Genomic DNA, 21899 nt, shown 5'->3' with positions numbered 1-21899 from the left:
GCGGAGAAGTAGCGTACGGAACGCTGGAAATCGTCCTGGCTTTGTTCGGGCCGAGGCGCTCGTAGGGCCCATCGGTGGCGACCTGCTCGGAACAAGGAACGGGCGGAGCAAGCCCCGCCCACATAGTACCTTAACCTTGGACTTCCGCTCGGAAGGCAATCTCAATCAGCTGCTCGGGGAAGGCCAGCGCCGAAACCCCAATGAGGTTGCTGGCCACATGCGGCACTGGCTGGCCATACACGGCCGGCCGGACCTTGCCACTTGCCGCGAAGGCCGCGGGCACGTCGATAACGAACAGCGTTTCCTCGACCACGTCCACAAGCGACCCGCCCAGTTCTGCCAGCAGCACCTGGGCGTTCTCGTAAGTGCGCCTCATCTGGGCTTCCATGGTGTCGAAGTTGGCGGGCCTGCCTTCAGCCCCCAACTCCGCCGGCGCGACCAGCTCCCCCTGCGGCGTGTGCGAGAGCTGGCCGGACACGAAGATCGTGTTGTTGACGCGGACGGCCTGTACGTACCCGTAGGCCGACTCCCACGGCACTCCGAAGCTGGCGGTCTTCCGATTGGTAGCGCTCATCATTGCTCTCTCTGGTGAAAGGGCAAGTGTGGCAAGCAGTTTGCGTCGACCGCCTCCCCTGAACGGGGGATCAGATTCGAGCGCGGGACAGCTGCTCTCTTCCTGCCTTGACCCACGCCTTCATGGGATCCCTCGCCCTGGGCTTGGTCTCCTTCGGCGGTAGGCGCGGCTTGAGCGCCTCCTTGATTCGTGCCAACCACCCGGCCTCGGCAAGGTGCCGGGCCTGTTGCTGCTGCTCACGGCTTGGCGGCAGGCCGGGCAGCGGCGGCTCCAGCTTGATCGGCGCACTGTCGGTCAGCCGGGCGACGGCCTGACGCAGCGGCAGCTCGGGATACAGCCTGGCCGCACACCAGCGCTCGGCGTAGTGCTTCGCCTGCCGGACGTTGGCGGCACCACTGCAAGACTCAACGCGCTACAACTGTCCCAGGTAGCTGCCAGTTATGGCGAGCACTTCCCTCCGTCGCGAAGCCCTTTTTCAACCGCAGCAGAAACAGCCTGCACAAGAGTTGCCCGATCCCGTTCGATATCAGCTTGCTTTTGCTGCGTGGCCACCTGATCGAGCTTACGCCGATGCTCTTTGGCACCGTCATTCCACAATACCGCGAGAACATTCAACACCAACGACAGGGCCAAAACACCCAAAATGGCCCTGAGGCGCCGCTTCGACGCCTTATCATCCGTTCTTTGCGGCCTGAACCCTGTAATGAAGCTGATGGCGGGGCACGACGGTACAGCGATAGCGGCGACTATCAGAAAGAACGATGCCCACTCCGCCGAGATTCCAGGCACGTAGGCAACAAGCGGGTCCATTGCGAGAAAGAGGATCGCTGGGCCCGTCGCGAACGCCGCGAGGGCAACAACGGCATCGGCGATCTCCTTAAATCCACGGATAGGCCCTGGTATTTCGTTGGCAGACGGGGCCGCTGCAGTACGGACGCTCATGCTGTCTTCCTTGAGTGTTTGAGCCTCGATGCTCGCATGCATCTTTGGGTTGGAACAGTCAGGTGAACCACTACAGCGCGAAACATTCGGCTCAGCTCTGACGACACGATCGCGCACTCCTTCCGACCGCTGACCCCTGTCACCGGACAAACCGATGCGCAGGACATGTGGAGAGCGCTGATGAGCTCAGCACAAAGTCTCGAGTTTTCAGCCATTGACAAGCTGGCGTACACCTCTCTGATGGTCCGAGGATTTAAGCGCCAACGTGGTCAGATTCCAGAGCTGTCCTTCACTCGGGATAGTTATGTGGCGCAAGTGGTCGGACTCACTGCCGCCTTCACCGATCTTGAGGACGGCGGCCAAGGTGAAATGCGAGCTCAATAGTCGCCGAGCATACCCACGCCGACCGTCAACGGTTTCGTTGAAATCGGGAGTCGCTTCGCTCCTGTGCCATGTGTACCAAACGGGTGCAATCTCACGCCGCAGTGTGGCGGCTCGAACTCCTCGCCATCAACCTAAGTGATTGATTTGTGGTGACCCCGGCCCGATTCGAACGGGCGACCTTCCCCTTAGGAGGGGGACGCTCTATCCAGCTGAGCTACGGGGCCATGCAGCCGGGAAGTTTACAGGCAACGTGCCCTGCCCTCCAAGCATTCATGTTCGGCCCCGCCCGGCTGGCGCGTTGCACCATGGCCGGACAGGGCGCTCTGCTACCATCGGCGATTCAGTTCATCGCGTCCCCCACCTGCCCGCGATGGCGCCAAACAACGTAACGAAACACAGGAGTCTGCATGTCTTCCGAGCTGCTCAAGTCCCTTGGCCTGGACGCGATCAACGCTGGCACGTACCTGGGCAACGGGGAGTGGTCGAGCGCGACCAGCGGTGAGCTGATCACCCCGGTCAACCCGACCACCGGCGAGCCGATCGCGCAGGTCCGCGCGACCACCGAGGCCGAGTACGAGACCGTCGTCGCCCGCGCCCAGGAAGCCTTCAAGGCCTGGCGCACCACGCCGGCTCCGCGCCGCGGTGAAGCCGTGCGCCTGTGCGGCGAAGCGCTGCGCAGGCACAAGGACGCCCTGGGCTCGCTGGTTGCCCTGGAAATGGGCAAGAGCAAGCCGGAAGGTGATGGCGAAGTGCAGGAGATGATCGACATCGCCGATTTCGCCGTGGGCCAGAGCCGCATGCTGTACGGCTACACGATGCATTCCGAGCGCCCCGGCCACCGCATGTACGAGCAGTACCACCCGCTGGGCCTGGTCGGCATCATCTCGGCCTTCAACTTCCCGGTCGCGGTGTGGAGCTGGAATTCCTTCCTGGCCGCCATCTGTGGCGACGTGTGCATCTGGAAGCCGTCCAACAAGACGCCGCTGACCGCCATCGCCTCGCTGAAGATCTGCAACGACGCCCTGCGCGAAGCCGGCTTCCCGGACATCTTCTTCCTGATCAACGATGCCGGCACCGCGCTGTCGGAAAAGATGGTCGATGACCGTCGCGTGCCGCTGATCAGCTTCACCGGGTCGACCCAGGTCGGCCGCACCGTCAACGAGAAGGTCGCACGCCGTCTCGGCCGCTGCCTGCTGGAACTCGGCGGCAACAACGCCATCATCCTGGACGAAACCGCCGACCTGAAGCTGGCCGTGCCGGGTATCGTGTTCGGCGCCGTCGGCACCGCCGGCCAGCGCTGCACCACCACCCGCCGCCTGATCGTGCACCGCTCGATCTACGCCGACGTGCTGGCCACCCTGGTCAAGGCCTACAAGCAGGTGGAAGGCAAGATCGGCGACCCGACCGACGCCGCCAACCTGATGGGCCCGCTCAACAGCGACGGCGCCGTGCAGCAGTTCCTCGATGCGATCGCCCAGGCCAAGGCCGCCGGCGGCACCATCGAAACCGGCGGCACCCGCATCGACCGCGCCGGCAACTTCGTGCTGCCGGCGATCGTCTCCGGCCTGAAGAACAGCGACGCCGTGGTCCAGCACGAAACCTTCGCGCCGATCCTGTACGTGATGCCGTACGACAGCATCGACGAAGCCATCGACATGCAGAACGGCGTGCCGCAGGGCCTGTCGTCCTCGATCTTCACCCAGAACCTGAAGACCGCCGAGAAGTTCCTGTCGGCCGCCGGCAGCGACTGCGGCATCGCCAACATCAACATCGGCACGTCCGGTGCGGAGATCGGCGGCGCCTTCGGTGGCGAGAAGGACACCGGCGGTGGCCGCGAGTCCGGTTCGGATGCATGGAAGGTCTACATGCGCCGCCAGACCAACACCATCAACTATTCGGATTCGCTGCCGCTGGCCCAGGGCATCAAGTTCGACCTGTGATGGCAAACGACGCGGACACGTCCATGGGTCAGAGCCCCTCCGGGGTTCCGACCCTCGATTTCAGCGGGCGCCGCGTGCTGATCGCCGGCGGCAGCAAGGGCATTGGCCGTGAAATGGCGCTGGCGTTTGCCTGCGCCGGCGCGCAGGTCGCGGTCTGCGCGCGCGGCCAGGCCGGTCTGGATGCCCTGCGCACCGATGCACGGGCGCAGGGCTTCGAACTGCACGCGTTTTCCGCCGATCTGGCCGACCCCGGCCAGATCCAGGCCTGGCTGCAGGCCGCTGCCGACGCGCTCGGTGGCATTGACGTGCTGGTCAACAACGCCACCGGCTACGGCATGGCCGACGACGAGGACGGCTGGGCCGCCAGCCTGCAGATCGACCTGATGGCCGCCGTGCGCGCCTCACGCCTGGCACTGCCGTGGCTGCGCGCCTCCGGCGATGCCTGCATCCTCAACCTGTCTTCGATTGCCGCGCAGCAGCCGCGTCCCGGTGGCGCACCCTATGCCGCCGCCAAGGCCGCGCTTTCGCACTACACCACCTCGCAGGCGCTGGCGCTGGCCAAGGACCGGATCCGGGTAAATGCCATCGCGCCGGGCTCGATCGAGTTCGATGACGGCCTCTGGGACCGCCGCCGCAACGAAGACCCGGCGCTGTACCACGGCACCCTGGCGAAGATTCCGTTCGGCCGCTTTGGCCACCCGCGCGAGATCGCCGACGCCGCCCTGTTCCTGTGCTCGCCGCTGGCGCGCTGGGTCACTGGCAGCGTGCTCAACGTGGATGGCGGCCAGGTGTTGATGGGCTGACACCGGCACTCCGGTAACTGCCAACCCGGGTTGGCATGCCTTTCGTCGACCAGGGTCGACGCTTGCCATCGTATCCGCCGGGCATGGGATTGCCGGGGCAGACGCACTATCATGTGCACACTGCCAAGGAGGACCCCGATGAGCGTGGCACCCCGACAGACAAGCGCCCTGGCCGTGGTCAGCCTGGTCATGGGCATCGCCAGCTGGACCGTCCTGCCCTTCGTGGCCAGCATCGTGGCCATCATCACCGGCCACATGGCCCGCGCCGAAATCCGTCGCCGCCCGCACGAACTGGAAGGCGATGGCCTGGCCGTCACCGGCCTGGTGCTGGGCTGGGTGATGGCCGGCGCCGTGATCGCCGCCATCCTGGTCTTCATCCTGTTCTTCGGCGGCCTGGCCTGGCTGGCGGCGGTGTCGAACTGACGCCATGACCACTTCCGACAGCACCGAACGCTTCAGCAGCCGTGTCGCCGACTACGTCCGCTACCGGCCCGACTACCCACCCGCGCTGCTGGAGTGGCTGCATGGCCCGATGGGTGTCAGCCAGCAGGCGCGTGTCGCCGACATCGGCGCCGGTACCGGTATTTCCAGCCGCCTGTTCCTGGCCAGCGGCCATCCCGTTGTCGCGGTAGAGCCCAATGCGGCCATGCGGGCCGCGGCCGAAGCATGGCTGGCACCGCGGTATCCGCAGTTCCGTGCGGTGGACGGCCGCGCCGAGGCCACCGCGCTGGACGATGCCAGCGTCGACCTGGTCAGCGTCGCGCAGGCCTTCCATTGGTTCGACACCGTGGCGGTACGCGCCGAGTGGCAGCGCATCCTGCGCCCCGGCGGCCAGGTATTGATCTACTGGAATTCGCGCCTGCTCGATGCCAGTCCGTTCCTGATCGGCTACGAACAGCTGCTGCTGGACTACGGCACCGACTACACCGCCGTGGCCGAGCGCTACCAGGACGACGCCACCATGCAGGCCTGGTTCGGCGCAGGCCTGCGCGGCATGGTGGAGCTGCCAAACGTACAGCACCTGGACTTCGATGCCCTGCGCGGGCGCCTGCTGTCCTCCTCCTACGCGCCCCAATCCGGTCATCCGCGCCACGCGCCGATGATCGACGCTCTGCAGGACCTGTTCGCCGCCCACGCGGTCGACGGCCAGGTCGCTTTTGAATATCGAACCCGAGCCTTCCTCGGCACGCTGGACTGAACCGACGCATGTATTCGCTTGCCCGCCCCTTCCTGTTCTCGCTCGACGCCGAGCGCGCCCACGGCCTCGGCCTGTCCGCACTGGACCTGGCCTATCGCACCGGCACCACGCCGCTGCTGGCCGCACGCATCGCGCCGATGCCCAGCACGGTGTTCGGGCTGACCTTCCCCAATCCGGTCGGCCTGGCCGCCGGCCTGGACAAGAACGGCGAGCACATCGATGCATTGTTCGCGCTGGGGTTCGGCTTCGTCGAGATCGGCACCATCACGCCGCGCCCGCAGGCCGGCAATCCGCAGCCGCGCCTGTTCCGGCTGCCGGCGCACAACGCGATCATCAACCGCATGGGCTTCAACAATGCGGGCGTGGACGCACTGGTGCGCAACGTCGAGCGCGCACGCAACCGCCGCGGCCTGCTCGGCATCAACATCGGCAAGAACAAGGACACCCCCAACGAACAGGCCGTGGACGACTACATCGCCTGCATGGACAAGGTGTACCCGCTGGCCGACTACATCACGGTCAACATCTCCTCGCCCAACACCGCCGGCCTGCGTGAACTGCAGGAAGAGACCGCACTGCGCCAGCTGGTCAGCCAGCTGCGTGACCGCCAGGAAGCCCTGGCTGCGCAGCATGGTCGCCGCGTGCCGATGCTGGTGAAGGTGGCGCCGGACCTCAGTGACCGCGACATCGATGCCGCCGCGCGCGTGCTGGGCGAACTGCAGGTGGACGGCGTGATCGCCACCAACACCACCATCGACCACGGCAAGGTGGCCGGCGACCCGCTGGCCAACGAGGCCGGTGGCCTGTCCGGTGCGCCGGTGCTGGAGCAGTCCACGCTGGTGCTGCGCCGCCTGCGCTCGCGCCTGCCCGAATCCGTGCCGCTGGTCGGCGTCGGCGGCATCCTGTCCGGCGCCGATGCCGTGGCCAAGATGGCCGCAGGCGCGGCACTGGTGCAGTGCTACAGCGGCCTGATCTTCCGTGGCCCTGCCCTCGTCTCCGAATGCGTGGAGGCGATCCGTCGCCGCCGCGAAGCGCCGAGCCGCGGCGCGGTGGCGCCGCTGTGAGCGCGCCCATGGATACCAACGATGGCGACACCCCGGTGCGCTGGACGCTCACCCGCAATGCCCCACTGCAGGCACTGAATACCTTCCATGTGCAGGCGAGCGCCGCGCAGCTGCTGGAGCTGCACGATGCCGCGCTGCTGCCGGAAGTACTGGCGCTGCCCGAGGTGGCCAACGGCCCATTGCTGGTGCTGGGTGCCGGCAGCAATGTACTGATCGCCGAGGACCTGCCGGGCACCGTGCTGGTGTTCGGCAACCGTGACATCAGCTTCCTCGAACATCGTGCCGACCATGCGGTGATCCGCGCCGGTGCGGGCGTGCCGTGGCACGGGCTGGTGATGTGGTCGCTGCAGGAGGGCCTGTCGGGTCTCGAGAACCTGGCCCTCATTCCCGGTTCGGCCGGTGCCGCACCGATCCAGAACATCGGCGCCTATGGCGCGCAGGTCGGCGAGTTCATCCAGGCGGTCGAAGCCTGGGACTGCCAGGAGCAGGCCTGGGTACGGCTGGACAACGAACAATGTGGCTTCGCCTACCGCGACAGCGTGTTCAAGCAGCAGCCTGACCGCTACCTGATCACCGCCATCGAACTGAAGCTGCCGCTACTGCATGACCTGCGCATGGACTACGCCGGCATCCGCGAGGAACTGCAGGCACAGGGCGTGGAGCTGCCGGGTGCGGTCGACGTGGCCAATGCGGTGATCGCGATCCGCCGCCGCAAGCTGCCCGATCCGGATGTGCTCGGCAACGCCGGCAGCTTCTTCAAGAACCCGGTGCTGCCGCTGGAACAGGTCGACGTGCTGCTGCAGCACTTCCCCGACCTGCCCGTGTTCCCGGCCGAGCACGACGACAAGCGCAAGGTCTCTGCGGCGTGGATGATCGAGTCCTGCGGCTGGAAGGGCTTCCGCGAAGGCGATGCCGGCGTGGCCCCCAGCCATGCACTGGTACTGGTCAACCACGGCAACGCCACGGGTGCTGAACTGCTGGCGCTGGCACGCCGCATCTCGGCCTCGGTGCTGGAGAAGTTCGGCGTGCCGATCGAACCGGAGCCCCGCCTGCTCGGCGCACAGTGGTGAACAGCCCCGTCCTTTTCCCCGGCGCCACCCCGATGCGGGCGGCGCTGCTGATGCTCGGCAGCACCATGGCATTTGGCCTGATGGCGGTGGCCATCCGCTATGCCACCCGTTACGTGCCAACCCAGGAAGTGGCCTTCTTCCGCAACGCCTTCGGCCTGCTGGCGCTGCTGCCGATGCTGTTGCGCCCGGGCCATGCACCACTGAAGACGCAGCAACTGCCGCGCTATTTCGTGCGCAGTGCGATCGGCCTGGGTTCGATGCTGTGTGCGTTCTGGGCGCTCGGCCACCTGCCGTTGGCGCAGGCGGTCTCGCTCTCCTACTCCACGCCGCTGTTCGTCACCATTGCCGCCGTGCTGTGGCTGGGCGAAACCGTGCGTGTGCGCCGCTGGGCGGCGGTCGTGGTCGGCTTCATCGGCGTGCTGGTGATCGTGCGTCCCGGCACCGCCGGTTTCACCGCTGGCAGCCTGGTCGCGGTGGCCGCCGCCGTGCTGAGTTCGCTGGTCGCGATCCAGATCAAGCAGCTCACCCGCGTCGACAGTGCTGACACCGTGGTGCTCTACACCTACGTGTTCTGGGTACCGCTGTCGCTGGTACCGGCGCTGTTCGTCTGGGTCTGGCCGACCGGCACTGCTTGGCTGTGGCTGCTCGCCACTGGCGTGCTCGGCACCGTCGGCCAGCTGCTGTGGACCCGCGCGCTACGGCTGGGCGAAGTCTCCGCCCTGACTCCGATCAGCTTCCTGCAGCTGCCGCTGGTGACGCTGTTCGGCTGGTTGCTGTTCAACGAAAGCGTGGACCGCTGGACGATCATCGGTGCCGGCATCATCCTCGCCGCCAACGCCTATATCGCCCACCGCGAAGCCGTGCTGTCGCGCCGCGCCGCAAGCGCAGCGGCGTCGGCAGCGGCCAAGCCCGCCGAGTAGATCCCCGCCACGCGTGGATGATTCCTGTGCGCCTTACAGCGCGCGATATGCCCGCTCTGCCGCGTCGAACACATTGCCCGGTGCGAACTGCTCGCCCAGGTAGTGCAGCGTCTGCCGGCGCAGCTGCGGCGAACGATCCTCTCCATCGCTGCCCAGCAGGACCTGCTGGAACTCGATCAGGTCCTGCAGGATGCGCCAGTGCCGGTACCAGGCGATCCAGCGCGGGTCGCCGTGGTCGCTGCCATAGCCTTCCTCGAATCCCCCCGGGTTCTCGCGGCCCCAGCGCCCGCCCACAGCGGCACCGATGAACATCAGGTCGCGCTCGCGCGGCGCCAGCGACAGGCCATCCCAGTCGATCAGGTGCAGGCCGCCGTCGTTGCCCATCAGCAGATTGCCGGCATGCAGGTCGGTATGGCACAGGTGCAGCGCCACCGGGACATCCTGCAACGCCGCGTGCAACTGCAGTGCCTGCGCATGCAGCGCCGCGATGCGCGCGTGCTGCTGGTCCCATACGGAAACAAAGGCACGGCCCAGCCCATCCTTGGCGGCGGCCAAGCCCTCACCAGCCAACCATTGCCCGACGGTATCAAGCGCCGCGGTCTCCATCCGCAGGCTCGGCAACGCCTCCTTCAGCTGCGGTGGCGGGCATGCCTCGTGCAGGCGCCGCAGCACCTCGCCCAACCGTTGCCACTGCGTGCGACTCAACGCCGCCTCGAACCCGGACTGGCCTTCCACATACGGGAACAGGGTGAACTGCAGGCCCCAGCGCTGCACCGACGCTCCACCGGTCAGGGCCGGCCAGGGCGCGACGATTTCCTCGATGCCCAGCGTGCCGCGCAGCCAATGCAGGGTATCCCAGACGGCAGGGGCAACCTGGTACCTGCGGCATTTCAACCACCATTGCCCGCGCCGTGCGTCGACGCGGTACACGCTGGCGTTGGCATCGGCGCCAACCGGGCGTGGCACCACGGCAGTGGGGGTGATGCCATAGGATTGTTGCAGGACTTCGCCGAGATGCTGCGCCGAAGCGAATGACATGGATGCAAGCGGAAAGTATTACCTGCCGCTACTATCGCAGATGCACGGGCCGCGACACAGACATGTCCGTCACAGCATCGTGCAAGCGCGCCCGACGTGCCAGGCGGCGACGCGCCGCATCACCGCTTCCAGCTGCCCCCGCGCGAACCGCCAGGACCACAGCCACGCTGCCCCCGTGGCCAGCACCACGCCCACCCCGCCAGCGTGACGGAGGTCGCCGATGCCTGGCCTTCCGGAAGGTGGAAGAAGCCCGCCAGCCAACCCGTGCTCTCGGCCGGCACGGCCATGGCCAGGCGGAAATTGACCAGCACGTGCTGCAATTGCCTGCGGTGGGCGGCGAAGGCCTCGGCCAAGGCAGGGTTGCGTGCACTCTCGGCCACCACTTCGGCCGCAAGCGTTGCCCATTCCGGCCGCCGGCACAGCGCATGGAAATCCTGCGGGAACACCAGGACCTGCGCGCGTGCCCCATCGGCCGCCGCCAAACGCTGCAGCATCGGGGCCAGTTCTTCGTTTTCGTCCAGCGCCACCGCGAGGATGATGCCTCCTTGCCCGGGACATGGTTGTGGAGGTTGCAGAAGCTGACGCCGGCCGCCTGCGCGATGCCTCGTATGCTGGCCTGGTGCAACCCCTGGCACGGAAGCACTGCAGCGCCGCCTGCAGGATCAGGGCCACGCGCTGCTCATTGCGGTCGATTCGGCTCACCTCGCAAATAGCGAACGTACGTTCGTGCATTTAAAGGATGGAGAGCATGCCGCCGCCGGGCTTCGTTCAGCCCGCCTTGACCTCAACTGCGGTTGAGGCCCGATGCTTCCCGCCCTGCCCAACGCTCAACCCGGAGTTCCTGCATGCCACGGATGATCACCTCCCTGCTCGACAGCCGCGTGCTGTGGGTCCTTGCCCGCCTGCTGCTGGCTGTTGTGTTCGTGTCCTCGGGTCTGGCCAAGCTGCTTGCATGGGACAGCAGCGTGGCCGAAATGCAGGCGGCCGGGCTGCAACCCGCTGCGCTGTTCAACATCGCCAGCGCCGTGGTGTTGCTGGGCGGCTCACTGTGCCTGCTGCTCGATCGCCTGCTCTGGCTGGGTAGCGGCGCGCTGGCGGTGTTCATGCTGCTGACCATCGTCATCGTGCATACCTTCTGGGCCAAGCACGGCGCGGAACAGCAGCTGGCCCTGTTCTTCGCGCTGGAGCACCTGAGCGTGGTCGGTGGCCTGATCTGCGCGGCCATCGCCAGCCATGCGCGGACTCAGAAGAACTCGTCGAGCAACCGGTAGAACGCCAGCCGGCGCTCGTCGGCCACCGCGCCGTAGCGTTGGAACAGCGGCGCGACCCAACGCGTGTCGCCGAAGTTGTGGACCAGACTGCGCGCGGCCAACGCCAGGTCCTGGTAACGGTCGGCCACACCCAGCCGGCCACAGTCGATGAAACCACTGAAGCGTCCCTCGGCCACCATCAGATTCGGCAGGCACGCATCGCCATGGCTGACCACCAGGTCTTCATGGTCGGGCCGGGTGCTGCACAGTTCGGCGAAGACCTGCTCCGGACTCTGCCCCAGGCGCTCATCATCGAAATCATCGGCATCCACCAGGTCCGCTTCAACGCGGGCCTGCGCGACCTGCACGCGCGACGCCAGTCGCTGGTCGAACGGACAGGCTGCCACCGGCAACGCATGCAGCCCGCGTAGCGCGTCGGCCAGCAGGTCCACCAACTGCTGCGGCGCGAGTTCCGGCGACGAGGCCAGATCGCGACCGGGCAGCGCGCTCATCAGCAACCAGCGCCGGCCCGTCTCTTCGGCAGTGGCAATCACCGTCGGTGCCGGTTGTCCCTGTGCCTGCAGCCAACGCAGGCGCGCGATCTCATCGCCCAGCTCACTGAAGGCGTCGATCACTTCCGACTTCAGGAAGGCATCGGCCTGGCCCGGCCGACGCACGCGGGCAACATCCGCACGCGACACACCGATCGATTGCCGCTCGATGCGCGCATCGGCCAACGCGTCCTGCCACGCCCACGGCAGCGGCATGTCATCAGTGGTGGATTTGGGTGATTCCATGCCGAGGTGTTCCTGTTGCCGGTGACCCTGCGGATTCTTGCTCATCCTGCACGGACAGCGGCCAACAGCAGCGCGGAAAGGTACATGCCTGCACCGAACACACTGTGCGCCACCAGGCTGCGCAGGCGCGCCTTGCCCGGCGCCGGGGTCTTCGAAGCGGCAATGCCCGCGCCCATGCCCGGCTGCAGGATGAGGAACGGTGCGGCGACGCTGAGGATGCCGAAGGCCAGCGCCGGCCACAGTGTCGGCGCCTGCACCCAGCCGTTCCCCACCGCGGCCAGCAGCAACGCGGCGAAGACCACACCGATCACGTAATGCGCGGTCCAACCCAGCGCGCGCTCGCCACTGACCGCTGCCGAGCGGCCGATACCGTCGTGGCGGAAGCGCCCGCGCGGCAGGTGGCCCAGCCAACGCCCGACCATCGCGAAATCCAGCGAGGGAATGCCGAGCAGCCTTCGCTGCACCAGCGCCCACAGGTCCATCACTGCGGTTGCTCCCACGCCGACTACCACCGCATCCATCACCAATGTCGCCACGCCAACCATATCACCTACCTTCAATTACTTGCTTGAATGATAGAGCGATGCTAGCGTGGCCCGCATGAACGCTGCAACAGAGCCACCACCCTCACCGCTGGAGGCCTTGGCCGAGATCGCCCGCACGCTCGGCCACGCCCATCGCCTGGCCCTGCTGGAGCACATCGCCCAGGGCGAGCGCGCCGTGGAACGCCTGGCCGAACTGACCGGGCTGTCGGTGGCCAATACCTCCCAGCATCTGCAGCAGCTGCGCCGTGCCGGCCTCGTTCAGACCCGACGCGATGGCAAGCGCATCCTCTACCGCAGTGGTGAGGGTCCGTTGGGCAACCTGCTGGCCGCGCTGCGCGACTATGCCGACCACCAACGCAGCGAAATGCATGGCGTGATCCACGACAGCCTGCAGCGCCGCGATGCTCTGGAAGGCCTGACCGTCGAGCAGTTGCTGGAACAACGCGGCAGCGTGGTGCTGCTGGATGTGCGGCCGCGCGAGGAATTCGATCTGGGTCACCTGCCCGGCGCGCTGAACATTCCCGTTACGGAACTGCGTGCACGGATGGACGAACTGCCGCGTGCCGTCCACATTGTCGCGTACTGCCGCGGTCCCTACTGCGTGCTGTCCAACGACGCGGTGACGATGCTGCGCGAGGCCGGACTGACCGCGCAGCGGCTCGCCGCCGGTTATCCCGAATGGAAGGCCGCCGGCCTGCAGGTGGACCTGCCCCGGCGCTGAGCGAGACACCGGTCATGGATGATGTGTTTGCCCCATTAATCGATGCGACCTGGCGCAGCGTGTTCTCCGGGCAGCGCATGATGCAGGATGATCCACTGCTGCAGTTGGCGTGCAGCGATGATTTCGATGAGGGCGAGGACGGCATGCTGCTGCAGCCGGTCGCGGGCCCCGCGCGCGCACTGCTGCGCCCGGCCCTGGCCGCTCGCCTGCAACTGCACGCGCAGCCGCACTGGACGCTCCCGCAGCTGCAACTGCGCCTGCAGCAGCTCGGCCAGCGCACGCATGGCGCAGATCGCGTCTTCTACTTCCCCGCCGCAGAACTTGCGGCCCTGGCCGAGTGCCCTGCACCGCCATGTATCCGGCGTCTTAGCCCGGCCGACGCAGCCGCGTTCGACGGGTTCCAGGCCAGCGCGAGCGAGGAGGATCTGGATGCCGCCTGGGTCGAGCTGGACCACTGGCAGGTGTTCGGCGCCTTCGATGGCGAGCGGCTGGTTGCCGCGGGAAGCATGTACCCGTGGAGCCTGGATCCAGCCCTGGCCGACATGGGCGTGCTGACCCTTCCCGAAGCCCGCGGTCGCGGGCACGCGCGCCAGCTGGTACGCGCCATGGCCATGTCCGCACAGACGGCCGGGCTGCAGCCGCAGTACCGTTGCCAGCTCGACAACACCGCCTCGATCATTACCGCCGAACGCAGCGGCCTGCGTGCGTTCGCCGATTGGGACACCGTTCTGGCGGCCGACTGAGGCCGCCGTAGTACAACAAGGAAGCAACATGAAATTGATGGTCATCGGCGCCAGCAGGGGCCTCGGTCGGGCGTTCGTGGAAGGCCTGTGCAGTGCAGGCGACACCGTCATCGGCGTTTCACGCAACCGACCGCGCGATATTGAATGCCCCGAGGGCGTCACCCTGCAGTGGATCAAAGCCGATCTGTCCCAGCCCACCCTGGCGGCCAATCAGATCGCAGCGCAGGCACCTGCTGATCTGGATGTGCTGATCCACAACCTGGGCATCTGGGAACAGACCGCCTTCAGCGACGAGTACGCCTTCCTCGACGAAACCGATGCCTCGCTCACCCAACTGGTCGACGTCAACATCACCGCTACCCTAGTGCTACTGCAGCGCCTGTTGCCGCGGGTGCTGGGCGCACCACGCCCGCAGCTGGTGCTGACCGGCTCGACCTCGGCACTGCCACGCAGCGGCCGCCCGGAAGTGGCGTTCGGCGCATCCAAGTTCGCGCTCAACGGCATCGCCGATGCACTGCGTGAGGGCTTCCGCGATCGCCGCCTGGCGGTGACCAGCCTGCAGCTGGGCTACCTCAACACCGACGATGCACTGTCGGTGCCGGTGGAAGAGGCCGCAGCACGCGGCGACGGCGAGCTGGTGCCGGTGCACGACGTCGTTGCGATGGTGCGCGCGTTGCTGCAGCTGTCATCGTCCGGCTTCGTGCGCGAACTGGTGCTGCCGGCCATCGCCGACCCGCGCTACTGACCGTAGAGGCCTCGGTCGGGACCCATGGTGGCCGCGTATGCGCCTGTGGTTTAACCTGCTCGTCACTGGCCGTCGGTCACAGGCGGGAACCTGCTATGGATGCGCTTTCACGGGTCTCGGCCCAGGTCCTGGACAGCGCCCTGCCCAGCCTGCCGCTGTACCTGCTGCAGGCCACGGCGGTGATCGGCATGATCGGCGTGCTGCTGATCGCCACCCGTCGCGCCGGCCATGCCATTGAAGGCCGTCGCCTGTATGTGGGCGTGGCACTGGGCCTGATCTACCTGTTCAATTCCTGGTTCGTGGCCCGCTATAGCCAGGGCGTGGTCAAGCTGCACCTCGGCTTCGACATCCTGCTGGTCAGTGGCCTGCTCGGCGGTTGGCGTGGCGGCCTGACCTGCCTGGCCGCCAGCCTGCTGGCCCGCTACCAGTTCGCCGGCGCCCAGTTCTTCCTGCCTGCCGGCCTGGAATCCCTGCTGCAGATGCTGGCTGGCATCTGGCTGCGCAGGCGCCTGCACCCGCGCATGCTCAACGAACTCTCGCTGCGCATGATCCTGCAGGCCTGGGGTGTGCGCATCGGCGTGACTGCGCTGGGCCTGGCACTGGGCGTGGCGATCATCGGCGCCGATCAGCTGCCGGTGGCTGAACTGGCGATCCAGCGCCTGCTGGCGCTGCCGGTCTCGCTGCTGATGCTGGGCGCGGTGTTCGCATTGGTCTACAACGACGCGCAGATCGACGTCCAGCGCCAGCGCGAGCAGGCCTGGCTGCGTATCGACCCGATCAGCGGCCTGCCCAACATGCGTGCGCTCGGCGAGCGCCTGCAGCACTACTGGCGCGACAACGACGGCATCGGCAAAGCCTGCCTGATCGTGGCCGAAATGGGCAACCTGCGCGATCTGCGCCTGCGCTATGGGCCGCTGCAGGACAACGGCCTGTGGCAGCGCGACAGCACCGACGAGGTGCATCGGCTGCTGCCCTCGCTGCCGGCCGGGCAACTGGAGATCTACCAGTTCGGTGATGCCGCGCTGGCAATTCTGGTACGTGACCTGTCGCTGTCCGAACTGCGCACGCAGCCGCAGATCACCGAGCTGGCCAGCAACCTGGCCGATCGGGTCGGCCGCGATTGGCCCGGCTTCCGGCCGCTGTTCCGCTGTGCCGTGGTCGAACTCAAGCCCCCCACCGATGCAGACGACGGCCATCTTCCGTTCCGTGCGATCACCCTGGCGCTGAGCGCAATCGAATCAGGCGTCGTGTTCTTCGATGACCCGATCCAGCGCGACAGTGAAATCGATGCGCTGATCGAAGTCGCCCTCGAACGCTGGCTGCAGCAGGGGGACGCGCCGCTGTGTTACCAGCCCAAGCATCGCCTGCAGGACCGCCAGCTGGTCGGCGCCGAAGCACTGCTGCGCATGCGCGACGGCGAAGGACGGCCGATTGCACCGATGCGGGTGATCTCGCTGCTGCGCCGGCAGGGCCGGCTTGCGGACCTGGAGTGGGCCACGCTGCAGTCGGCGGTGCACTTCCTGCAGCACTTCCAGCAGGACGGCGCGGCGCTGACCATTGCGGTCAATGTGTCAGCCGAATCCCTGCGCCTGCCCGACTTCGGTCTGCGCCTGCAGGAGCTGCTGCAGTTACGCGGCATCCCCGGTGCGATGCTGCGCCTGGAGATCGTCGAATGGACCGAGATCGTCGAGCGCGACGTGGTCGATGCCAACATTGCACAGCTGCTGGCGGCCGGGGTCACCCTGTCGCTGGATGATTTCGGTGCCGGCTATTCGACCCTGATCCTGCTTTCGCAGCTGGCCATCGCCGAGGTCAAGATCGAGCAGGCGTTGATCGCCACCCTGTCCGATGCCAAGTCGCAATCGATCGTGCGCTTCATCGTCGAAGTCGCGCACCGCTGCGGTGCAATCGTCGTGGCCGAAGGTACTGAAACCCTGGCGCAGGAACAGCAACTGCGCGCACTGGGGGTCGATGTCGGCCAGGGCTACCTGTACTCGGCAGCGCTTCCGGCCGACGAGTTCCGTCGCTTCGCCGCCAACTAGGCCGCGTAGAAACCCAGGAACATGGCCACCGCCGATTCGGCCACCCGCGCGCGTTCCTGCGCGTTCAACGGTGGCTGCCCCATCGTCACCTGCGGCCAGAACGCGAAGCTCTTCACCAGGCCGTGCAACTGGTGGCCGGCGAACTCCGGATCGACCTGGCGCAGTCGGCCATCGGCGATTGCCGCGCGGATCCACGCACTCTCGCCGCTTTCCTTCTCGCCCATGCGGCAGACGATGGCCTGCGCCCGTGCCGGTGAGTGGATGATCTCGGCCATCGCCACCCGCGCCAGGTCGATGAAGTTGGCATCACTGAGCAGCTCCAGCTTCTGCCCCAGCAGCTGCATCAACTGCGCCTGCAACGGCAGATCGGCGCGGTACGGCAGCGCATCACTGGCCACGCTGCGCTCCCACAGCTCCTCCAGGATCATCGAGAACAGCGCCTCCTTGCTCGGGAAGTGGTTGTAGACGGTGCGCTTGGAGACCCCGGCCACCTCGGCGATGCGGTCCATGCTGGTCGCCTCGTAGCCCGACGCGCGGAACTCCTCCACCGCCGCGCGCACGATGGCGTCGCGTTTACGGTCGGTCAGGCGTTGCGGGGCACGGGGCATGGCAGGAACCAGATAACTGAACGGATCCACACATTTTACACCTGCCAGTGTACTTTTGAAAAACACGAAACTACACTGTGCAGTGTACCCAGCGGACGTCACCCATGAAGCGCCTGCTCCTTGTCCTTTTGCTTGGAATCCTCGCCGTGACCGCCTACACCTTCTGCAAGTCCTGGTCCCTCCCCGACTTCCCCGATTCGCCGCAGTACCGCGACGGCAAGTTCCGCAATGCCCTGCCGCGGCCGGCGATGGGCCTGCGCGACGGCGCGGAGATCTGGTGGACGTTCCTGTTCAACAAGCCCAAGGGCACCGTGCCCGCTCACCCGATTCCGGTGAAGCCGCTGGACCGCGCCACCCTCGATGCTGCACCGGATCGCAGCCTGTTCCGGTTGGGGCACTCCACGATCCTGCTGAAGCTGCGTGGCCAGTACTGGCTGACCGACCCGGTGTTCTCCGAACGCGCCTCGCCGGTGCAGTGGATGGGACCGGCGCGCTTCCATGCCCCGCCGATCAGCATCGACCAACTGCCACCGATCGCCGGCGTGATCCTCTCGCACAACCACTACGACCATCTCGACCATGCCGCGGTAATGCAGTTGGCCGGCAACACCGCGCGCTTCATTGCGCCGCTCGGCGTGGGCGACCAGTTGATCGCCTGGGGTGTGGACGCCAGCAAGGTCGAACAGCTGGACTGGTGGCAGTCGACCGAAGCCAACGGCCTGCGCCTGACCGCTACCCCGGGCCAGCACTTCTCCGGTCGCGGGCTGGGCGACAGCGACCGCAGCCTGTGGGCATCATGGGTGATCCAGGAGGGCGATTTCCGCATCTTCTTCAGCGGCGACACCGGCTACTTCGACGGCTTCAAGGCCATCGGCGAGAAGTACGGCCCCTTCGACCTGACCATGATCGAAACCGGCGCCTACGACCCGCGCTGGGCGTTCGTGCACATGCAGCCCGAGCAGACCCTGCAGGCGCACCTGGACCTGCGCGGCAAGTGGCTGCTGCCGATCCACAACGGCACCTTCGATCTGGCGCTGCACGCATGGCAGCAGCCGTTCGAGCGCATCACCGCACTGGCCGCCGCAAAGAACGTGCCGGTGGCCACGCCGATGATGGGCGAAGCGCTGGACATGCAGGCGCCGCAGGCGGGCACGCGCTGGTGGGAGACGGTGGAGCTGTAACAGCGAGTGCGCGTGACCTGCGGGAAACCATGTAAAGCCGAGCCATGCTCGGCTGCGCCTACCCGAAAGGCAGCCGAGCGTAGGCTCGGCTCTACGCAGAAGCGGTCTGCGCCGCTGCAGCGCGTCATGTAACCGATTACATACCTTGCTAGCGTAGCGCTCGCCCGATTCCGGTCGAACCTGCGAGGCTGTCCGTAATGACGTTACGCGCCGAACGCTCCAAGGTCTCCCGCTCAGCTCTCCCATGGCAATCTGCCGCCCCCCTGCTGCTCGCCGCCCTGGCGTCGTCCGCGCAGGCACAGACCCTTCCGCCGCGCAGCCAATGGCAGGCCAGCGCTTCCTCGCAGCAGGTACCGGCGATGGCGATCAGCCACCTGATCGACGGCGACCCCAAGACCGTCACCGGCGGTGCCTTCAGTCCGGGCCACTGGTTCCAGATCGATCTGGGTGCACCGACGATGCTGGCGGGCGCACGGATCACCTGGGATGTCTCCAATCCAGAAGGGTATTCACTACAGACCTCGCTGGACGGCACGCAGTGGCAGACCGCGTACACCATGACCGATTCGCTGGGCGACGTGGAAACGTTGTACTTCGCGCCACGCCAGGCGCGCTTCCTGCGGTTGGCCAGCCCGCAGCGCACGTCCGACTGGGGCGTGTCGATCTTCGAGATGGAGCCGCTGGACAGCACGCTCAGCGCACGCATCAGCGGTGTCGATGCAACGCAGGCGGCGACGCTCTGGCAAGGCGGCGGCACCGTCGCGGTTCCAGCTGGAAAAGGTGGATCGCATACGCTCGAGATCATGCTGCCTCGCGCCCAGTCCACGCCCGGTCTCGCGGTCGACTGGGCCGATGGCGGGCGCGGCGTCGCCCGCTTGCAGATGCAGGACGCACAGGGCCGCTGGCAGGATCTCGCACACGATGCACAGGCGGCCAGCCATCGGCAGAGTTGGCTGGCTGCTGACACGGCACAGCCTGTACGTGCGTTCCGCCTGAGCGTGGACGGCGCTGCACCGCAGATCACGCGCCTGCGCCTGCTTGGCCCGAAAGCCGTGATGACGCCGATGAAGCGGTACCAGATCGCTGCCAGCGGCGCGCAGCGTGCGTTGTTCCCGGCATCGCTGCAGATGCAGCAGACCTATTGGACTACGGTCGGCGTGCACGCGGGCCGGCAGAAGTCGATCTTCGACGAGTACGGCAACATTGAGGTCTTCAAGGGCGCACCGCTGGTGCAGCCGATCTGGCGCAATGCCGATGGCAGCGCAGCCGGGGCCGCGGGGCAGAAGGTGCAGCACGCGCTGCGCGACGGCTGGAAGCCGATGCCGTCCGCCACCTGGGCACCGCAGGCGGGACTGGAACTACGCAGCGAGGCCTTCGCCATCGAACGCGACGGGCAGCCGGTCGCCTTGGTGCGTCATCGCCTACGCAACACCGGCGCCACCGCGGTCGACGGCACGCTGACCCTGGCGGTACGACCGATGCAGATGAACCCGCCGTGGCAAAACGGCGGGCTGTCGCCGATCCGCGAGGTCGCCGTCGAAGCCAACACGGTGCGCGTCAACGGCCGCACGCTGCTGCGCTCGCTCACGCCGGTGGATGCTGCCGGCGCCGCGCCGTTCGGCAAGGACGGTGCAACGGAAATCACCGCCGGCATCGCAGCCGGGCGTCTGCCTGCCACCCAGCAGGCACGCGATGAGCAAGGACTGGCCGCGGCCGCATTGAGCTACCGGATCCGCCTCGCGCCCGGTGCCAGCGATGCGGTGGTGGTAGCGTTCCCACTCGGCACCGCCGCTGCCGATGCCAACGGCACGCTGCCGGAGCCCCCCGCGCTCGACCTTTCCTCGCTGCCTCGCGACGGCAACGATGCCTTCGACACCTTGGCCAACCAGGCCTCCGCAGACTGGCAGGCACGTCTGGGCGGGGTCGGGCTGCGCCTGCCTGATCCATCACTGGTGGACATGCTGCGCGCGCAGGCCGCCTACATGCTGATCAACCAGACCGGCCCAGCCATGCAGCCGGGCCCGCGCAACTACAACCGCTCGTTCATCCGCGATGGCATGGCCACCTCGGCAGTGCTGCTGCGCATGGGCGAGGCCAAGGTCGCGCGCGACTACCTGGCCTGGTACAGCGAGCACGGCGTGCATGCCAACGGCCTGGTCTCGCCGATCCTCAACGACGATGGCAGCGTCAATACGGGTTTCGGTTCGGACATCGAGTACGACAGCCAGGGCCAGTACGTGGCGCTGGTGGCCGATGTCGCCCGCCTCGATGGCGGACCCGAATCGGTGCGTGACTACCTGCCGAAAGTGAGAGCGGCGCTGCGTTTCCTGCAGGAGCTACGCGAGCGCACCCTGGTGCCCGGGTACAAAGCCGATCAGCCGGCACCGGAGCGCTTCGCCGGCATCCTTGCCCCCTCGATCAGTCATGAAGGCTATCCGTCACCAACCCACAGCTACTGGGATGACTACTGGGGCCTGAAGGGGTGGCACGACGGTGCGTGGCTGGCCGAGGCGCTGGGCGACCACGAAACCGCCACTTGGGCACGCGAGCAGTACAAAGCGCTGTACGACGCCCTGCATGCCTCGATCCGCGCAACGATGGCGTGGAAGGGTATTGACTTCATTCCTTCCTCCGCGGATCTGGGCGATGGTGATCCCACCGGCGTATCCATCGCGCTGGATCCCACCGGCGCGCAGAGCGTGTTGCCTGCCGACGCACTGCGGACTACCTTCGCCCGCTACCTGGACGATGTGCGCAAGCGCAACCAGCCCGGCGCGCTGTACGCCTACACGCCCTACGAAATCCGCAATGTGCTGAGCTATGTGCACCTGGGCCAGCCACAGGTAGCCGATGAGCTGCTGCAGGGGCTGCTGCATGATCGGCGCCCGCTTGAGTGGCAGGTCCTGGCCGAGGTCGTGCACTCCCGCCTGCGCTTCCCGCGCTACCTCGGCGACATGCCGCATACCTGGATCGGCGCCGAGTACGGCCGCACGCTGTTCGGCATGCTTATGCGCGAGGACGATGATGCGTTGTCATTGCTGCCGGGCACACCGCCGTCGTGGGTTGCTGGCGAAGGGTTGGCGGTGGAGCGGCTGCCGACCGCCTATGGCACGCTGCAGATGCAGGCGCGGCAGCGCGACGGGGTGCTGACGGTGGCGCTTGGCGAGGGGCTGCGCGGCGGAACGGCGGTGAAGGTCTGGTGGCCGGCGCGCACGATGCCGAAGGCGGTGCGTGTGGATGGACGCAGCGTTTCCGACTTCGATGCCGAGGGTGTGCGCGTGGCGAAACCCTTCAAGACTTTGGAAGCCGTCTGGTAGCTCCAGGCCATGCCCGG

General features: G+C 66.9%; 22 protein-coding genes and 1 tRNA gene. 15 read left to right on the top strand and 8 right to left on the bottom strand.

The window, feature by feature from the left end; all coding sequences use genetic code 11:
- Positions 1 to 130: 130 nt before the first annotated feature.
- Positions 131 to 574, bottom strand: a complete 444-nt coding sequence (locus B9Y82_RS07210; RefSeq protein WP_238381556.1) for a RidA family protein — start codon at positions 572 to 574, stop codon at positions 131 to 133.
- 438 nt (positions 575 to 1012) lie between these two features.
- Positions 1013 to 1516, bottom strand: a complete 504-nt coding sequence (locus tag B9Y82_RS07200; protein WP_100472092.1) for a hypothetical protein — start codon at positions 1514 to 1516, stop codon at positions 1013 to 1015.
- 180 nt (positions 1517 to 1696) lie between these two features.
- Between B9Y82_RS07200 and B9Y82_RS20585 the strand changes: the two genes are divergently transcribed.
- Complete coding sequence (locus B9Y82_RS20585; RefSeq protein WP_157804598.1) at positions 1697 to 1900, top strand: hypothetical protein; 204 nt, start codon at positions 1697 to 1699, stop codon at positions 1898 to 1900.
- 147 nt (positions 1901 to 2047) lie between these two features.
- On the opposite strand, the gene B9Y82_RS07195 is transcribed toward B9Y82_RS20585, so the two are convergent.
- Positions 2048 to 2124, bottom strand: a tRNA-Arg gene (locus B9Y82_RS07195).
- A 183-nt stretch (positions 2125 to 2307) separates the two neighbouring features.
- Here B9Y82_RS07195 and amaB point away from each other — a divergent pair.
- The 7 genes from amaB to B9Y82_RS07160 all read left to right on the top strand — a co-directional run bounded on the left by amaB (position 2308) and on the right by B9Y82_RS07160 (position 8895).
- Positions 2308 to 3840, top strand: coding sequence for an L-piperidine-6-carboxylate dehydrogenase (gene amaB / locus B9Y82_RS07190; RefSeq protein WP_014036960.1), 1533 nt, complete (start codon positions 2308 to 2310; stop codon positions 3838 to 3840).
- Positions 3840 to 4643, top strand: coding sequence for an SDR family NAD(P)-dependent oxidoreductase (locus B9Y82_RS07185; protein ID WP_238381555.1), 804 nt, complete (start codon positions 3840 to 3842; stop codon positions 4641 to 4643). Before amaB ends, B9Y82_RS07185 begins: the two co-directional genes overlap by 1 nt.
- A gap of 138 nt (positions 4644 to 4781) precedes the next feature.
- Positions 4782 to 5066 (top strand): DUF4190 domain-containing protein, encoded by a 285-nt coding sequence (locus B9Y82_RS07180; protein WP_100472091.1) that lies wholly within the window; start codon positions 4782 to 4784, stop codon positions 5064 to 5066.
- Between the two features lie 4 nt (positions 5067 to 5070).
- Positions 5071 to 5841 carry a class I SAM-dependent methyltransferase gene (locus tag B9Y82_RS07175; protein ID WP_100472090.1) on the top strand — a complete coding sequence of 257 codons (771 nt, stop codon included), beginning with the start codon at positions 5071 to 5073 and terminating at the stop codon, positions 5839 to 5841.
- 8 nt (positions 5842 to 5849) lie between these two features.
- Positions 5850 to 6905 (top strand): quinone-dependent dihydroorotate dehydrogenase, encoded by a 1056-nt coding sequence (locus B9Y82_RS07170; protein WP_100472089.1) that lies wholly within the window; start codon positions 5850 to 5852, stop codon positions 6903 to 6905.
- Between the two features lie 8 nt (positions 6906 to 6913).
- Positions 6914 to 7975, top strand: coding sequence for a UDP-N-acetylmuramate dehydrogenase (murB, locus tag B9Y82_RS07165; protein WP_100475189.1), 1062 nt, complete (start codon positions 6914 to 6916; stop codon positions 7973 to 7975).
- A gap of 32 nt (positions 7976 to 8007) precedes the next feature.
- Positions 8008 to 8895, top strand: coding sequence for a DMT family transporter (locus B9Y82_RS07160; protein WP_100472088.1), 888 nt, complete (start codon positions 8008 to 8010; stop codon positions 8893 to 8895).
- Positions 8896 to 8928: 33 nt separating this feature from the next.
- Here the strand turns inward: B9Y82_RS07160 and B9Y82_RS07155 are convergent, their stop codons facing one another.
- Together B9Y82_RS07155 and B9Y82_RS20840 are read right to left on the bottom strand one after the other, a co-directional pair.
- Positions 8929 to 9933 carry an aminoglycoside phosphotransferase family protein gene (locus B9Y82_RS07155; protein ID WP_100472087.1) on the bottom strand — a complete coding sequence of 335 codons (1005 nt, stop codon included), beginning with the start codon at positions 9931 to 9933 and terminating at the stop codon, positions 8929 to 8931.
- Between the two features lie 119 nt (positions 9934 to 10052).
- Positions 10053 to 10460: a hypothetical protein gene (locus B9Y82_RS20840; RefSeq protein WP_238381554.1), complete on the bottom strand. Its 408-nt coding sequence runs from the start codon at positions 10458 to 10460 to the stop codon at positions 10053 to 10055.
- 318 nt (positions 10461 to 10778) lie between these two features.
- Between B9Y82_RS20840 and B9Y82_RS07145 the strand changes: the two genes are divergently transcribed.
- The gene (locus B9Y82_RS07145) at positions 10779 to 11204 is read left to right on the top strand and encodes a DoxX family protein (protein ID WP_100472086.1); all 426 of its coding nucleotides are present in this window, start codon (positions 10779 to 10781) and stop codon (positions 11202 to 11204) included.
- Here B9Y82_RS07145 and B9Y82_RS07140 read toward each other — a convergent pair.
- Positions 11177 to 11950 carry an APH(3')-II family aminoglycoside O-phosphotransferase gene (locus tag B9Y82_RS07140; RefSeq protein ID WP_428993183.1) on the bottom strand — a complete coding sequence of 258 codons (774 nt, stop codon included), beginning with the start codon at positions 11948 to 11950 and terminating at the stop codon, positions 11177 to 11179. The two genes, B9Y82_RS07145 and B9Y82_RS07140, sit on opposite strands and share 28 nt — an antisense overlap.
- Before the next feature lie 71 nt (positions 11951 to 12021).
- Positions 12022 to 12525: a DUF2938 domain-containing protein gene (locus tag B9Y82_RS07135; RefSeq protein ID WP_100472084.1), complete on the bottom strand. Its 504-nt coding sequence runs from the start codon at positions 12523 to 12525 to the stop codon at positions 12022 to 12024.
- Positions 12526 to 12580: 55 nt separating this feature from the next.
- Between B9Y82_RS07135 and B9Y82_RS07130 the strand changes: the two genes are divergently transcribed.
- The 4 genes from B9Y82_RS07130 to B9Y82_RS07115 all read left to right on the top strand — a co-directional run bounded on the left by B9Y82_RS07130 (position 12581) and on the right by B9Y82_RS07115 (position 16776).
- Positions 12581 to 13246, top strand: coding sequence for an ArsR/SmtB family transcription factor (locus B9Y82_RS07130; RefSeq protein WP_100472083.1), 666 nt, complete (start codon positions 12581 to 12583; stop codon positions 13244 to 13246).
- Positions 13247 to 13260: 14 nt separating this feature from the next.
- The gene (locus tag B9Y82_RS07125; protein ID WP_100472082.1) at positions 13261 to 13989 is read left to right on the top strand and encodes a GNAT family N-acetyltransferase; all 729 of its coding nucleotides are present in this window, start codon (positions 13261 to 13263) and stop codon (positions 13987 to 13989) included.
- Positions 13990 to 14017: 28 nt separating this feature from the next.
- Complete coding sequence (locus tag B9Y82_RS07120) at positions 14018 to 14734, top strand: SDR family NAD(P)-dependent oxidoreductase (protein ID WP_100472081.1); 717 nt, start codon at positions 14018 to 14020, stop codon at positions 14732 to 14734.
- A 95-nt stretch (positions 14735 to 14829) separates the two neighbouring features.
- Positions 14830 to 16776, top strand: coding sequence for an EAL domain-containing protein (locus tag B9Y82_RS07115; protein WP_100472080.1), 1947 nt, complete (start codon positions 14830 to 14832; stop codon positions 16774 to 16776).
- Here B9Y82_RS07115 and B9Y82_RS07110 read toward each other — a convergent pair.
- Positions 16773 to 17384 (bottom strand): TetR/AcrR family transcriptional regulator, encoded by a 612-nt coding sequence (locus tag B9Y82_RS07110; protein WP_100475188.1) that lies wholly within the window; start codon positions 17382 to 17384, stop codon positions 16773 to 16775. The genes B9Y82_RS07115 and B9Y82_RS07110 overlap by 4 nt on opposite strands.
- 104 nt (positions 17385 to 17488) lie before the next feature.
- Between B9Y82_RS07110 and B9Y82_RS07105 the strand changes: the two genes are divergently transcribed.
- A complete protein-coding gene (locus tag B9Y82_RS07105; protein WP_100472079.1) occupies positions 17489 to 18565 on the top strand; it encodes an MBL fold metallo-hydrolase in 1077 nt (358 codons plus the stop codon).
- 197 nt (positions 18566 to 18762) lie between these two features.
- Complete coding sequence (locus B9Y82_RS07100; RefSeq protein WP_100472078.1) at positions 18763 to 21882, top strand: discoidin domain-containing protein; 3120 nt, start codon at positions 18763 to 18765, stop codon at positions 21880 to 21882.
- Positions 21883 to 21899 lie beyond the last annotated feature (17 nt).

Origin of the sequence: Stenotrophomonas maltophilia (genome assembly GCF_002799155.1) — a bacterium.
Lineage (GTDB): Bacteria > Pseudomonadota > Gammaproteobacteria > Xanthomonadales > Xanthomonadaceae > Stenotrophomonas > Stenotrophomonas maltophilia_R.
Note: the sequence above shows the minus strand (reverse complement) of the source record. Positions and strands in the feature narration are given on the sequence as shown.

Bases quoted from the DNA above. Each gene is read 5' to 3' on its own strand.
- B9Y82_RS07210 (WP_238381556.1), bottom strand. From the start codon at position 574: ATGAGCGCTACCAATCGGAAGACCGCCAGCTTCGGAGTGCCGTGGGAG.
- B9Y82_RS07200 (WP_100472092.1), bottom strand. From the start codon at position 1,516: ATGAGCGTCCGTACTGCAGCGGCCCCGTCTGCCAACGAAATACCAGGG.
- B9Y82_RS20585 (WP_157804598.1), top strand. From the start codon at position 1,697: ATGAGCTCAGCACAAAGTCTCGAGTTTTCAGCCATTGACAAGCTGGCG.
- amaB (WP_014036960.1), top strand. From the start codon at position 2,308: ATGTCTTCCGAGCTGCTCAAGTCCCTTGGCCTGGACGCGATCAACGCT.
- B9Y82_RS07185 (WP_238381555.1), top strand. From the start codon at position 3,840: ATGGCAAACGACGCGGACACGTCCATGGGTCAGAGCCCCTCCGGGGTT.
- B9Y82_RS07180 (WP_100472091.1), top strand. From the start codon at position 4,782: ATGAGCGTGGCACCCCGACAGACAAGCGCCCTGGCCGTGGTCAGCCTG.
- B9Y82_RS07175 (WP_100472090.1), top strand. From the start codon at position 5,071: ATGACCACTTCCGACAGCACCGAACGCTTCAGCAGCCGTGTCGCCGAC.
- B9Y82_RS07170 (WP_100472089.1), top strand. From the start codon at position 5,850: ATGTATTCGCTTGCCCGCCCCTTCCTGTTCTCGCTCGACGCCGAGCGC.
- murB (WP_100475189.1), top strand. From the start codon at position 6,914: ATGGATACCAACGATGGCGACACCCCGGTGCGCTGGACGCTCACCCGC.
- B9Y82_RS07160 (WP_100472088.1), top strand. From the start codon at position 8,008: ATGCGGGCGGCGCTGCTGATGCTCGGCAGCACCATGGCATTTGGCCTG.
- B9Y82_RS07155 (WP_100472087.1), bottom strand. From the start codon at position 9,933: ATGTCATTCGCTTCGGCGCAGCATCTCGGCGAAGTCCTGCAACAATCC.
- B9Y82_RS07145 (WP_100472086.1), top strand. From the start codon at position 10,779: ATGCCACGGATGATCACCTCCCTGCTCGACAGCCGCGTGCTGTGGGTC.
- B9Y82_RS07140 (WP_428993183.1), bottom strand. From the start codon at position 11,950: ATGCCGCTGCCGTGGGCGTGGCAGGACGCGTTGGCCGATGCGCGCATC.
- B9Y82_RS07135 (WP_100472084.1), bottom strand. From the start codon at position 12,525: ATGGTTGGCGTGGCGACATTGGTGATGGATGCGGTGGTAGTCGGCGTG.
- B9Y82_RS07130 (WP_100472083.1), top strand. From the start codon at position 12,581: ATGAACGCTGCAACAGAGCCACCACCCTCACCGCTGGAGGCCTTGGCC.
- B9Y82_RS07125 (WP_100472082.1), top strand. From the start codon at position 13,261: ATGGATGATGTGTTTGCCCCATTAATCGATGCGACCTGGCGCAGCGTG.
- B9Y82_RS07120 (WP_100472081.1), top strand. From the start codon at position 14,018: ATGAAATTGATGGTCATCGGCGCCAGCAGGGGCCTCGGTCGGGCGTTC.
- B9Y82_RS07115 (WP_100472080.1), top strand. From the start codon at position 14,830: ATGGATGCGCTTTCACGGGTCTCGGCCCAGGTCCTGGACAGCGCCCTG.
- B9Y82_RS07110 (WP_100475188.1), bottom strand. From the start codon at position 17,384: ATGCCCCGTGCCCCGCAACGCCTGACCGACCGTAAACGCGACGCCATC.
- B9Y82_RS07105 (WP_100472079.1), top strand. From the start codon at position 17,489: ATGAAGCGCCTGCTCCTTGTCCTTTTGCTTGGAATCCTCGCCGTGACC.
- B9Y82_RS07100 (WP_100472078.1), top strand. From the start codon at position 18,763: ATGACGTTACGCGCCGAACGCTCCAAGGTCTCCCGCTCAGCTCTCCCA.